General features: G+C 64.3%; 11 protein-coding genes. 1 reads left to right on the forward strand and 10 read right to left on the reverse strand.

The genetic code is table 11. The annotated features are described in order from the left end of the window. Positions 1 to 72: 72 nt before the first annotated feature. From C4S73_RS04685 to C4S73_RS04710, 6 genes are all read right to left on the reverse strand, one after another. Positions 73 to 1,053 (reverse strand): peptide ABC transporter ATP-binding protein, encoded by a 981-nt coding sequence (locus tag C4S73_RS04685; RefSeq protein ID WP_103871349.1) that lies wholly within the window; start codon positions 1,051 to 1,053, stop codon positions 73 to 75. Continuing rightward, on the reverse strand, positions 1,050 to 2,075 hold the full coding sequence (locus C4S73_RS04690; protein ID WP_103871350.1) for an ABC transporter ATP-binding protein: 1,026 nt from the start codon (positions 2,073 to 2,075) through the stop codon (positions 1,050 to 1,052). The genes C4S73_RS04685 and C4S73_RS04690 overlap by 4 nt, the downstream gene beginning before the upstream one ends. A 4-nt stretch (positions 2,076 to 2,079) precedes the next feature. Continuing rightward, complete coding sequence (locus C4S73_RS04695; RefSeq protein WP_103871812.1) at positions 2,080 to 2,991, reverse strand: ABC transporter permease subunit; 912 nt, start codon at positions 2,989 to 2,991, stop codon at positions 2,080 to 2,082. Between the two features lie 13 nt (positions 2,992 to 3,004). Further along, positions 3,005 to 4,015 (reverse strand): ABC transporter permease subunit, encoded by a 1,011-nt coding sequence (locus C4S73_RS04700; RefSeq protein WP_103871351.1) that lies wholly within the window; start codon positions 4,013 to 4,015, stop codon positions 3,005 to 3,007. Between the two features lie 149 nt (positions 4,016 to 4,164). After that, entirely contained in the window at positions 4,165 to 5,781 is a 1,617-nt protein-coding gene (locus tag C4S73_RS04705; protein WP_103871352.1) for an ABC transporter substrate-binding protein, read from the reverse strand. Between the two features lie 79 nt (positions 5,782 to 5,860). Further along, positions 5,861 to 7,453 carry an ABC transporter substrate-binding protein gene (locus C4S73_RS04710; RefSeq protein ID WP_103871353.1) on the reverse strand — a complete coding sequence of 531 codons (1,593 nt, stop codon included), beginning with the start codon at positions 7,451 to 7,453 and terminating at the stop codon, positions 5,861 to 5,863. A gap of 421 nt (positions 7,454 to 7,874) precedes the next feature. Here C4S73_RS04710 and C4S73_RS04715 point away from each other — a divergent pair, with 421 nt between their 5' ends. After that, on the forward strand, positions 7,875 to 9,245 hold the full coding sequence (locus tag C4S73_RS04715) for a DUF1254 domain-containing protein (protein WP_103871354.1): 1,371 nt from the start codon (positions 7,875 to 7,877) through the stop codon (positions 9,243 to 9,245). A 32-nt stretch (positions 9,246 to 9,277) separates the two neighbouring features. Here the strand turns inward: C4S73_RS04715 and C4S73_RS04720 are convergent, their stop codons facing one another. From C4S73_RS04720 to C4S73_RS04735, 4 genes are all read right to left on the reverse strand, one after another. Next, the gene (locus C4S73_RS04720) at positions 9,278 to 10,594 is read right to left on the reverse strand and encodes a hypothetical protein (protein ID WP_103871355.1); all 1,317 of its coding nucleotides are present in this window, start codon (positions 10,592 to 10,594) and stop codon (positions 9,278 to 9,280) included. Between the two features lie 91 nt (positions 10,595 to 10,685). Then, positions 10,686 to 11,957 carry an alpha/beta hydrolase gene (locus C4S73_RS04725; RefSeq protein WP_103871356.1) on the reverse strand — a complete coding sequence of 424 codons (1,272 nt, stop codon included), beginning with the start codon at positions 11,955 to 11,957 and terminating at the stop codon, positions 10,686 to 10,688. Between the two features lie 256 nt (positions 11,958 to 12,213). Beyond that, on the reverse strand, positions 12,214 to 12,465 hold the full coding sequence (locus C4S73_RS04730) for a hypothetical protein (protein WP_103871357.1): 252 nt from the start codon (positions 12,463 to 12,465) through the stop codon (positions 12,214 to 12,216). Between the two features lie 92 nt (positions 12,466 to 12,557). Continuing rightward, the gene (locus C4S73_RS04735; protein WP_146071276.1) at positions 12,558 to 13,001 is read right to left on the reverse strand and encodes a hypothetical protein; all 444 of its coding nucleotides are present in this window, start codon (positions 12,999 to 13,001) and stop codon (positions 12,558 to 12,560) included. Positions 13,002 to 13,013: the final 12 nt, after the last annotated feature.

The following is a 13,013-nucleotide window of genomic DNA, read 5'->3' on the forward strand; positions in this document are numbered from 1 at the left end:
GTCATGCCCGGCATGACGTCGAGCTCGCCCCCCCTGACACCATGCAACTGACCGCGCCGATGGCCAGCCATCTCAGGCCGCCTCGGCCAGAAACTGTTCGGCGTAGTGGCAGGCGATGAGGCGCTGGTCCAGTTGGCGGATCGGCGGGCGCTCCGCGCGGCAAAGATCCGTGACATGCGGGCAGCGTGTCGAGAAGACACAGCCTTTCGGCGGATCGAGCGGCGAGGGCAGTTCGCCGCGAAGCACGATGCGCTCACGCTTTTCGGTCGTCACGCGCGGTGTCGAAGCCAGCAGCGCCTGCGTATAGGGATGCAGCGGCCGTGCGAAGACCGCGTGCTTCGGGCCATGTTCGATGGCATGGCCGAGATACATCACCATGACGTCATGGGCGATGTGCCGGACGACGCCGAGATCATGCGAAATGAACAGATAGGCGAGCTGCAACTCGTCCTGGAGATCGGCGAGGAGATTGAGCACCTGCGCCTGGATCGAGACGTCGAGTGCCGAGACCGGCTCGTCGGCAACGAGCAGCTTCGGCGACAGGATCAGCGAGCGCGCGATCGCGATGCGCTGGCGCTGGCCGCCCGAGAACATGTGCGGGTAGCGACTGTAGTGCTCGGGACGCAGGCCGACCCTGGCCATCATCGCGCGGGCCTTCTCGGTGCGCTCAGGCTTGCTCAGGCTCGTATTGATCAGCAGCGGCTCTTCGAGGATCGCGCCGACGCGCTTGCGCGGGTTGAGCGAGCCATAGGGGTTCTGGAAGACCATCTGCACGGTGCGGCGCAGGCGTCGCTTCTCCGAGGAGGGCGGATGAATCGCGTCGAGCCCGTCGAGCGTCAGGGCGCCGGAGGTCGGAGCCTCGATCAGCGTCGCCATCCGGGCGAGGGTCGATTTCCCGCAGCCGGATTCACCGACGACGGCGAGCGTCTTGCCGGCCTCGACGGTGAAGGAGACATGGCTGACCGCCTGCAGGCTCGCGGGCGCGCGAAACAGGCCGCGGCGCACGGCGTAGGTCTGCGTCAGTTCTTTCGCTTCGATGACCGGATGCGTCACGGCGTGGGCTCCGTCGAAACGAGTCGGCTGTCGCCAGCGGCGCGCATGGCGTCACGCTGCGGATCGCCCAGCGGATAGTGGCAGCGGATCTGGCCGTCCTGCCAGGGACGAAGCTCCGGCTGGACCTGCCGCGAATGATCGGTGGCGTAGGCGCAGCGCGGGCCGAACAGGCAGCCCTTGGGCCGGTCGTGCAGCCCCGGCACCATGCCGGGAATGGTTGCGAGCCGGTGCTCACCCTCGCTGCGCTCCGGCAGGGCGGCGAGCAGGGCAGCCGAATAAGGATGCTGCGGGGCCTCGAAGAGCGAGGCGACCTTGCGCTCCTCCATGATCTGGCCGGCATACATCACCATGATGCGCTGGGCCGTCTCGGCAACCACGCCCATATTATGGGTGATCAGGACCAAAGCCATGCCGCGGTCGCGCTGGAGCGACATCAACAGGTCGAGGATCTGGGCCTGGATGGTGACGTCGAGTGCGGTCGTCGGCTCGTCGGCGATCAGCAGGCGCGGATTGCAGGCGATCGCCATCGCGATCATCACGCGCTGGTTCATGCCGCCAGACAGCTGGTGCGGATAGGCCTTCATCCGGCTCTCGGGCGCGGGAATGCCGACCTGCTCGAGGAGTTCGATCGCGCGGTGACGCGCCGTCTTCTTGTCCATGCCCTCATGCTTCCTGAGGGTCTCGATGATCTGGAAGCCGATGGTGAAGCAGGGATTGAGGCTGGTGCTCGGCTCCTGGAAGATCATCGCGACATCCTTGCCGGTGAGCTTGCGGCGCTCCCGGTCGGACATGGCGAGCAGGTCACGCCCGTCGAACATCAGGCGGTCGGCGGTGATCTTGCCGGGATAGGCGACGAGGCCCATCAGCGCGAGCATGGTGACCGATTTGCCGGAGCCGGATTCGCCGACGACGCCGAGGATTTCACCCTCGTCCAGAGTCATGCTGACTCGGTCGACGGCCTTCAAGGTTCCCGACGATGTCGGGAATTCGACGCTCAGATTCTTGATTTCAAGCAAGGGCATGGCGTCAACGCTTCAGTTTTGGATCGAGGGCGTCGCGCAGACCGTCGCCGAGCAGGTTGAAGGCCAGCACGGTGATCAGGATCGCCAGGCCCGGCAGCGTCACCACCCACCATGCGCGCAGCACGAATTCGCGCGCATCGGCCAGCATCGTGCCCCATTCCGGCGTTGGCGGCTGTGCGCCCAGGCCCAGGAAGCCGAGCGCGGCAGCATCAAGGATCGCGGTGGACACGCCGAGCGTCGCCTGCACGATCAGGGGAGCGGCGCAGTTGGGCAGCACTTCGCTGAACATCAATCGCAAGGTGCCGGCGCCGCTGACCTTGGCGGCGATGACATAGTCCTTCGAGGTTTCGGCGATGACGGCGGCGCGGGTGATGCGGACATAATGGGGCAGGACCACGATCGCCACTGCCAGCATCGCGTTCATCAAGCCGGGGCCGAGGATCGCGACGATGACGATGGCGAGCAGCAGGCTCGGCATCGTCAGCACGATGTCCATCAGCCGCATGATCGCGATTTCGGTGATACCCTTGAAGAAGCCGGCGACGAGGCCGAGCACGATGCCGATCGCCATCGCGATCGCGACTACGACGATGCCGATGACCAGCGACAGGCGCGCGCCGTAAAGCAGGCGCGAGAGGATGTCGCGGCCGATCGCATCGGTGCCCAGCGGGTAGCTGATAGAGCCGCCTTCCTGCCAGAAGGGCGGTTTCAGGAAGACCTTGTCATTGGTGAGATAGGGCGAGTGCGGGGCCAGCACATCGGCAAAGACCGCCGCGAGCAGGACGAGCACGATGACGATGAGGCCCGCGACCGCGCCGCGATTGGCGCTGAAATAGCTCCAGAACTCGCGCAGCGGATGCGGCGGCGTGCCGGCCGGAACAGTTGCGGATGGGGTTTCGAGTGTCTCTGCGGTCATGATCGATGCCCCCTCAGCGCGCATGTCGGATGCGGGGATTGATCAGCCCGTAGAGCAGATCGACCAGCAGGTTGACGCTCATGACGACGACGCCGATCAGCAGCGTGCCGCCCTGCAGGATCGGATAATCGCGCCGGCTGATCGCCTCGATCAGCCATTTGCCGACGCCGGGCCAGGAGAAGATCGTCTCGGTCAGGATCGCACCGGTGAACAGCGCGCCGACCTGCAGGCCGATGACCGTGATGACGGGGATGAGCGCGTTGCGCAGCGCATGGAGCGCGACCACGCGCAGCGGTGCCATGCCCTTGGCCCGGGCGGTGCGGATGTAATCCTCGCCGAGCACTTCCAGCATGGCCGAGCGCGTCATCCGGGCGATCACCGCCAGCGGCACCGTGCCGAGCACGATCGCCGGCAGCACGAGATGGGAGAGGGCGGATTTGAAGGCGTCGAAATCGCCCGCCAGCAGGCTGTCGACGGTGAGGAACCCAGTCACGGGCTCGATATAATACTGCACCGCGATCCGGCCCGAGACCGGCGTGATCCCCAGCTGCACCGAAAACAGCAGGATCAGCAGCAGGCCCCACCAGAAGATCGGCATGGAATAGCCGGTCAGAGAGATGCCCATCACGCCGTGATCGAATATCGAATTGCGTTTCACGGCGGCGATGATGCCGGCCGGCAATCCAATGATGAGGGCAAGCAGGATGGCGCAGAGCGCGAGCTCGATCGTCGCTGGAAACAGCGCGCCGAATTCCGAGATCACGCTTTCCCGCGTCACGATCGACTTGCCGAGGTCGCCGTGCAGGACGCGCTCGATATAGACGCCGTATTGCACCAGCAGCGGTCGGTCCAGCCCGAGTTCCTTGCGCAGGATTTCGTGGCGCGTTGCGTCGATGCCCCGCTCGCCCGCCATCGTCTCGATCGGATCGCCCGGGACGAGCCGGATCAGGAAGAAGGCCAGCAAGGTGATCCCGAGAAAGGTCGGGATCACCAGGCTGACGCGGGTGAGAATGAAGCGGAGCATTCTGAGCCGGACCTTGTCGGCCTGATGAAGGCGCAGGAAGCGGCGCGATCACAGGTTTTGTTTCATCCAGTTACAACGAGCTCGAATACCGGTGCAAATGCGGGCTGTGGATGAAGCGGGGCGGGCGGCCGGACGCGCGCCCGCCGCGATTATTTCACCAGCGACACGCCGACGAAGGGCTGGCCGCCGAAGAAGTGGATCTTGTAGTCCTTGACCTCCTTGCGCACCGGCGTGAAGGCCTGCGCGTTGGCGAAGAGCAAGCCGCCGACATCCTCCTGGAAGATTTCCTGCATGCGCATGAACATCTTCGTCCGCTCGGCCTGGTCGGTGATGGTGTTCGCCTTGGTCAGGAGAGCCGAGAACTCCTTGTTGCACCAGCGTGCGCGGTTGGCGCCCGATTTGACGCCGTCGCAATGCCAGCCCGACAGCAGGATCTGGCTCGGATCGGGATAGTCCCAGGTGTAGCCGAACATGCCGACCTCGTGGTCGCCGGCCCGGCCGCGCTTGAGGTACTCGCCCCATTCATAGCTCTGGATCTGCGCCTCGACGCCGACCTTGGCCCAATCCGCCTGGATCAGCTCGGCGGCGCGGCGGCCGTTGGGCATATAGGCGCGGACCACGGGGATGGCCCAGAGCACGGTCTTGAAGCCATTGGGGAAGCCGGCCTCAGTGAGCAGCGCCTTGGCCTTGGCGGGGTCATAGGGACGCGGCTTCAGCGTATCGTTATGCGACCAGAGCGAGGGCGGGACGATTGCAGCCGCCTGCTTCCCTGTGCCCTGATAGACCGCGTCGATGATCGCCGGGATATTGGTCGCGTAGACCAGCGCTTCGCGCACGCGCTTGTCGTCGAAGGGCTTCTTCTGCTGGTTGAAAGCGAGGAAGCTCTGATCGGCAATGCTGCCCGAAAGCAGGGTCAGGTTGGGGTCGGTGCGCATCGCCGGCAGGTCGCCGGGATTGGGGTAGCGCGCGATCTGGCATTCGCCGGATTTGACCTTGGCATAGCGCACCGACGCGTCCGGAGTGATCACGAAGATCAGGTCGTTGACCAGCGCCATCCTGTCCTTGTTGCCGACGGCCTTGGTCCAGTGGTCGGGCACTGCGCGGAAGCGGACCGTCGCATCCTTCTGATAGGCGAGGAGCGAGAACGGGCCGGTACCGATCGGCGCCTGATTCACCAGATCCTGCGTGTTCGCCTTCGTCATCGCGTCGGCATATTCGGCCGAGAGGATCGACATCGGCTCGACGGACAGCGCGCTCAGCAGGGGCGCATAGGGCCGCGTTAGCGTGACCTTGACGGTATAGTCGTCGACCTTCTCGATCGCCTTCAGGCTCGGCTTCACGATCTCGCCGAAGAACTGGTAGTTCGTGCCGCCGACTTTGTAATAGGGATGGTTCTCGTCGAACATCCGCATGACCGAGAACACGACGTCGTCGGCGTTGAAATCCCGGGTCGGCGTGAAGCTCTTGTTCGTATGCCACTTCACGCCATGGCGGAGCTTGAAGATATAGGTCAGCCCGTCCTCGGAGATCGTCCAGGATTCGGCGAGGCTGGGAATGATCTGCGACCCCCCGCGCTCGGTCGCGACCAGCCGGTCGTAAATCTGCGCCGCGACGTCATAGGCCGTGTTCTGCGAAGAGAATTGCGGATTGAGGAAGTCGGGGCTTGCCTCGGAGCAGACGACGAGCGTCTGCGCGCCGGCCGCGCCGGGTTGCAACAGCGCGCTCAGGCCCAAAGCCGCAGCGGCGGCCAGTATGCGAACGGACATTGATCGTCTCCCCTTGAACGAAAATAGGCGCGGCTCGGAAGCCGCGCCCAGCTGTCAATGCATCAGGCGCGCCAGCGCATCAGTTGGTGATGTCGACGCCGTAGAAGACATGCCGGCTGAAGGGCGAAAGCTTGAAGTCCTTCACCTCCTTGCGGATGGGCTTCAGCTGCACCGCATGGGCAATCGTGAACCAGGGCGACTGTTCCTTGAAGATCACCTGCGCCTGGCGATAGAGCTCGGTACGCTGGGCGGTGTCGCTGATGCTCTTGGCCTTCTGGACCAGATCCTCGAAGGGCTGGTAGCAGAACTTCGCGACGTTGCCGCCGTTGTTCTTGGAGGCGTCGCAGCCCAGCAGCGTGTGCAGGAAGTTGTCGGGGTCGCCATTGTCGCCGGTCCAGCCGAACATGCCGGTCTGGTGCTCGCCCGCCTGCAGGCGCTTGCGGTACTCGCCCCATTCGAAGGTCTTGATCTCGGCCTTGATGCCGACCTTGGCGAGGTCGGCCTGCATCAGTTCGGCGATGCGCTTGGCATTGGGGTTGTAGGGGCGCTGCACCGGCATCGCCCAGAGATCGATCTCCATCCCGTTGGGATAGCCGGCCTCGGCCAGCATTTTCTTGGAGGCCTCGGGATCGAAGGGGTCGTCCTTGACGGTCTCGTTATAGGACCACATCGACGGCGGGATCGGGTTGATCGCCGCGATGCCGCTGGACAGATAGACTGCGTCGATGATCGCCTTCTTGTTGATCGCCATGTTGACGGCATGGCGGACCTTGACGTCGTCGAAGGGTTTCTTCGCCGTGTTATAGGCGAGATAGCCGATGTTCAGGCCGGGCTGCTCGAGAATCTGGACATTGGCGTCCTTTTTCATCGCATCGAGATCGGCCGGGTTCGGATAGGGCATGACATGGCATTCGCCCTTCTGGAGCTTGGCCCAGCGAACCGAGGCGTCGGGCGTGATCGCGAAGATCAGGTCGTCGATCTTGGCCTTTCCGGCCCAGTAGTCGGGATGCGCCTTGTAGCGGATGATCGCGTCCTTCTGGTACTGCACCAGCGAGAACGGCCCGGTGCCGATCGGGTCCTGATCGATCTTCTCGGGCGTGCCGGCCTTGAGCATGGCATCGGCATATTCCTTCGACTGGATGCTGGCATATTGCATCGCGAGATCGGAGAGGAACGGGGCTTCCGGCCGGTTCAGCGTGATCCTGATCGTGTAGTCGTCGATCTTCTCGACTGATTTCAACAGCTTGGGCATGCCCATGTCGTTGAAATAGGAGTGGTTCGAGCTGGTGACCTTGTAATAGGGGTCGCTCTCCTTCCACTGCCGGTCGATCATGAAGATGAAATCATCGGCGTTGAAGTCGCGCGTCGGCTTGAAGGCGCGGGTGTTATGCCACTTCACGCCCTTGCGCAGGTTGAAGGTGTAAACGAGGCCGTCGGCCGAGATATCCCATTTTTCAGCGAGCGCCGGCACGACCTTGGTTCCGCCGCGCTCGAACTGGACGAGGGTGTCGTAGATCTGCGTATTGGCGTCGAAAGAGGTGCCGGTCGTGTTGACGCTCGGCGCGAAATTCTCGGGGCTGCCCTCCGAGCAGTAGATCAGGGTTTTGGCCGCAAGCGGCTGCGCCGCCATCAGGGCCGCCGCCGACAGCGTCGCCAACATCAGTGTCTTCATGATCAGCGTTCCTTGTCTGCGGATCGTCCGGCTAGATTGGCCAATAAGCAAGTCTGTTCAGTGCGCTAGCCGCATGCGGTGTAGTATCGGCCAGTCGCGATATCGACCTCGCCGAGAACGAGCTTATTGGAATCCACAAAGACTGTGTAGTGGATTCAACATTGGTCCAATGTCGAAGGAAACGGGTGGTGGTGGGCTGAATTTCTGTTGCAGCGCAACATGTTGGCCGCCGTTGAATTCCATTATCGGGATCACGCTTCGCGCGCCTGATGCGGTACGCGTCGCCGGCTGCGATCCGAGGGTTTTGCCCGATGCCGAACGCGAGCGTTATCGCCGATCGTTCAGGGTGGAGAGGCAGGCCTTCGCCGCATCGCGGTTGGGCAGGCCACCTCAAGATCAGTCCGACGAGGAGGCCGCGCTTATGCTGCGTCTAGCGACACTTGCTCTTTTCTCGATGCTCGCCTGGGCGGCAGCCACTCCAGAGGCCCAGGCGGCTGAGGTATCTCCGACGGAGGCTCGCGCCATCGCCAAGGACGCCTATATCTACGCCTTTGCACCGCTAGAGAGCTACAACACCTGGCACAAGCAGGCGGTCGACAAGGCGGCGCCCGAATATGTCGGCGGCTTCAATACGTTCCGCCATTACTCCGAGCCCTATACGGCCAGCAACCACGATATCGTCACGCCCAACAACGACACGCCCTATTCCTGGGCCTGGCTCGACCTGAGAGCCGAGCCGATCGTCGTGTCGGTGCCTGCCGTGCCGAAAGACCGCTACTACGTCCTGCAGTTCATCGACCTGTTCACCTTCAACTTCGCCTATGTCGGTGTGCGTTCGACCGGCTTTGAGGCCGGTAGCTATCTCGTCGCCGGCCCTCGCTGGAAGGGCAAGGTGCCCAAGGGCATCAGGAAGGTTTTTCGCGCCGAGACCGACATCGTCGGCATCCTCGGCCGTACGGCCTTGAGCGGGCCGGAGGATGTCGGCAACGTCAAGGCGATTCAGGCTCAGTTCAAGCTGCAGCCGCTCAGTACCTTCGCTGGGACGGTTGTGCCGCCCGCAGCCCCGGCCATCGCCTTTCCGGCCTATGACAAGGCCAAGGCCGGAACGCATGATTTCATCGGCTACCTGAATTTCCTGCTTCAGTTCGCGCAGCCGCCTCATCCCAGCGAGAAGGCGTTGCTGGCGCGCTTCTCGAAGATCGGCATCGCGCCCGGAAAGCCCTTCGAGGCGGCGAAGGCCGAGCCGGCGGTGCTCGCGGCGATCGATGCCGGCGTCGAGGACGGGAAGGCAGCGCTGAAGGAGAAGGGGGATCGGACGCTGAGCTCCAACGGCCTGTTCGGCAGCCGCGCCTTTCTGAAGAACGATTACTCCAAGCGCGCAGTCGCAGCTGCGTTGGGCCTTTACGGCAATTCGCTGGAGGAGGCGTGGTATGGCGGCTTCGTCGGCAAGGGCGATACGCTGGGCGTCCTGCACTTCCCGCCCGGCCAGCTTCCGCCGGCGAAGTTCTTCTGGTCTGCGACGCTCTACACGCTGCCGGATCGCTTCCTCTATGCCAACACACTCAACCGCTATTCGATCGGCGATCGCACGAAAGGCCTCGTCTACGACAAGGATGGCGGCCTGACGCTCTTCATCGGCAATACATCGCCCGGCAAGGACAAGGAGAGCAACTGGCTCCCGGCGCCGGCTGCGCCCTACAGCCTCGTGGTGCGGGCTTATGGCCCCAAGCCCGCGATGATGAAGGGGCAGTGGAAGCTGCCGGCCTTGCAGCCCGCGCCGGCTGCCAAATGAGACGACCTTCGCGGGCGCCGCCTGCGTGACGGTCAGAAGATGCGTTCCAGGAACAGCTGCACCGATGTCTGGCGGCCAGCGAGGCTCGCCGCCAGAGTGCGCCCGACCAGATCGGCCCGCTGCCAGGCTATCGAGGCCTCGATCCCCGTCCTGAAGCCCTTGACCGGTTTCCAGACGATGTTGGAGGCGAAGCGGTCGATGCTGATGCGGCCTGGCCGAATGCCGAGCTGGGGCAGGGACAGCTGGTAGCGGCTGACATAGGTGTTGGTGGACCAGGTCTCGGTCCATTCGCTACCGAGCGAGACGACGGCCGACCAGCCGCGCGTGGAGTCGTCGCCGGTGAGCAGCGCCCCGATTGCCCGGCGGTCGATCTGCGAGCCGATATAGGGAGCGGCATCGACGGCACCTGCGATCTGGCCGCTCAAGGTCATCGTTCGCCCAAGCACCTCCCGTTCCCAGGTGGCGCCGATGATCGCGGCACGGCCGAGGCGGGTGGAGCCTGTTGCCAGCAGTGCCGGCACTTCGCGCAGCGCCACGGCTCCGTGCACGGTCAGTTCGTCGCCCTCGTAGAGCAGCCGGGCGACGCCATCGGGCACGCGGCGGCCGGTGGGCACGGGCAGGCCGCTCTGGCCCAGGCTGACATCCTCGGCGGAGAGCGAGACCTTCAGCGTGGGCGTCAGCGACCGCTCATAGCCGATGATGCCTACGGTGCGACTTGGCACACGCGCGATGAAGACGAACTCGTCGCCGGCCCAGAAATCGAAGCGCGAGTCGGTGGCTCCGAAGACCCAGGGGCCAAGCGTCACGCTGGCTTCGACGAGCGTCGCGGCCTGCTGGCCGTCGGTCGTCGCATCGACCGAGAACTCGAAGGCTGACGCGACATAGAGGCCGTTCGACAGCGTCTGCGCGCTTTCGAAGCGCAGGGACATGGTGAGAGGGAAGCTCGTGGCGTCGGTCGGCACGAGGCCTGTCGCGCGGGCGAGGACATTGGCCTTGTACCAGTCGCGCTGCAGCCCGAAATTCAACGTTCCGGAGATCGCGACGCAGGTGTTCGAGCCAGGCGAGATGAAGCCGCGAGGGGTGTCCGCGTCGTCGTCATCATCGTCTTCGTCTTCGCTGTCGTCCTCGGATGACGCACTGTCCGAGGCGCTGGCCTCGGCGCTCTGTGCCGCGGGCCGGAAGCCCTTTGGGAACAGCGGTACCTGATCGGGCACTGAAATGGTGCAGGTCCGCAGGAAAGTCGGGGGCTTTGGCGCGGCCTCCGCCGTATCCGCCAGCAGGCAGCTCGACGCGACGGCCGCGAGGCCGGCAAAGGCTCCAAGCCATCCGCTGCCTGCGTATCTCAGCATCCTGCTCGCATCCGCTGCTTCGTATCTCAGGTGGGCGAGAGCGGTTCGGGAGGGGGAGATCGTGGCCAAGCCCGCCCCCTCGATCGCGCCGCTATCGGGTCTGGAGGTTCTCGGCCGGGGCCGTCAAAGCGTGGCCGGTCGAGCGCGCCGTGTCGTCGATCGATTTCCCGAGATGCTCCACGCGCCCGTTGAAGTTGCGCCGGGTGTTCGGGTCGATGACCGCAAGCGGCGCGGAAATCACCAGGCCGGCTGCCGACCCAACGGTGGCTGCGGCGCCGGTCGTGACTTCCATCAGGCGATCGCCGATGCCGACATGAGAATCGGTGAGGGGCTGCCCCGTGACCAGGCGCGTGCCGATCAACCGAACGACCTCAGGGCTCTCGGCGAATTTGCCGTGGTTGAGCTTGTCGTCGGAGCTGAGCTTGGTCAGGTTGAGTACGGTGATGCCGTCGGCCGCCAACTCGCTGCGATAGGGCTCGACCTCGGGGTCGATGGCGCCGAGGCGCGCCGTGCTTTCCCACAGGCGGCGGGAGACCGCGAGCGCGCGATCGTCCTGCGAGACGAACAGGGTGAATTTCGTTCGGCCTTTGCCGATCTCCGCGACCTGCGTGCGGAAGACGTCGACATCGACATCGGGCGAGGCCAGCATGACATTGGCGATCTTTGGCGGGAGCCCTCGATTCCGGATCGACATCTGGCTCAGCGATTCCAGCGCCAGCCAGTTTCCCATGGAGTGAGCCAGGATCGAGACTTCGCCGACCGCGGGATCGCGCGACAGCGCCTGCAGCAGGTTTTCCAGGGCGTTGCGGGAGTAGTTGGCGCTTTCACGGTCATAGCCGTAAGCGAACAGCGACCCGCGTGATGGCCAGGTGAACAGCACCGGCACGACACTGGCGTCGGAATCGTGGACGATCTGCGCGAAGCGATAGACCGCATCCTCGAAACGGTTGTTGAACCCGTGGATGAAAACGAGAACCCTTCGCTTGGGCGTTTTGGCCACAGCGTTATGCAGCCGCGCAAGCGCGCCCTCGCGCTCGAGGCGGTCGACCTTCAGTGTCACGAATTCCTTGGCGGGATCGCCGGGCAGGCGGCTGGGCCACTGCACTTCGCCGACCTTCCGGACTGCTTCGGGCGGGATCGAGACGGTGATCTCGGCGAAGGCGGGCTTGGGGCCGCGCTCGCCCGAGAACAGAACGCCGTCGTCCGGGTCACGCGCCCGCGTCGTCGCGACCAGCATGGTGACCTTGCTGGTGTCCGGCGCGCCCTGCGCGACAGGGGCGAGCACGCCTCTGACATCGCCCGCGCAGCCGCTCAGCAGCAAAGCGACAATCGCTCCGACATATCCGTTCGCTGCCAGCCTCATCTCGCGCCGTACCCCCGTACCGTGCCGTGTCCCGGCAAGATCATAGGCGGTGACGTGCGTGGAGTCTGGTGGCTTCCGCGTGACGGGCGGCAGATTTCAGATGGCCGCGGCACAATTGTACCACCTGAAGCCCGAATGCCTGTCATCCAAAGATTAGAGCGGGCATCCCAAGATTCGAGCAGGCATCCAAAGATCAGAGCAGGCCTAGTCGCGAGCAATCACAATCCGCTTTTGCCGCCTGCTCCATTCCAGCTCGTCACCAGCGTGGCAGGAGATCGCTGCCGAAGCGATCGTCGGTATTAGGCGAGCCGGCTATGTTGCTGCGAACATAGTTCGGTCCATCGCCACGCGTCGGAACCGGGCCGGGATCGAGATAGCTTCGTTGCGGCGGTACTGACGTCACGACGACCTGCGCCGGAACCTCGCTTACGGGCTGATTGGAGACGCAGCCGGTGAGCACCCCGAAAAGGGCGAAGGCGACAATTCGGGGAAGAGAGGCGCTTGTCATGCTCAATGCTCACCTATGGTTACGATACCGGCGCTGCCACCAATCAGAGGAGACGCGCCTGCGGTGAAACCGCAGGCGCTGATCGCCAATGTCTACTTGAAGCCGATCAGGACGCCATCGGCACCAAGCGACAGTTGCAGGCCCTGGCGCCGGGTGTCCAGCCGCATGGTGACACCGTTGCTGTTGCGGAGCCAGAGCCGGCCCTTGCCCTGGTCTCCCAATGCCCAACCTTCGCGAAGCTGGACATAAGCCCCGGCAAAATCCTCCCTGCGGGTCAGTCCGTAGACGGAGCCGGTAGCCGTCAGCCGCGAGGCGCCGATCCCGCCGACGCCGAGGCCGCCGGCCGTTATGCCGTAGGAGCGACCGCGAAAATTCAAGGTACCGCCGCCGAGCTGGCCCGATCCGATGAAAGCAACCTGAACCTGTTGGATGCGGACCGAAGCAGTCTTCGGACCAAGCGTGTTCTGCTGGGCCGACGCCGGAGCAGCGGCAAGGAAGAAAGCCGCAACCAGAGAGAGGGTCGATCTCGTGAACATGGCGCCGATTTC

This window comes from Allobosea lathyri, assembly GCF_900108245.1.
Taxonomy (GTDB): Bacteria; Pseudomonadota; Alphaproteobacteria; order Rhizobiales; family Beijerinckiaceae; genus Allobosea; species Allobosea lathyri.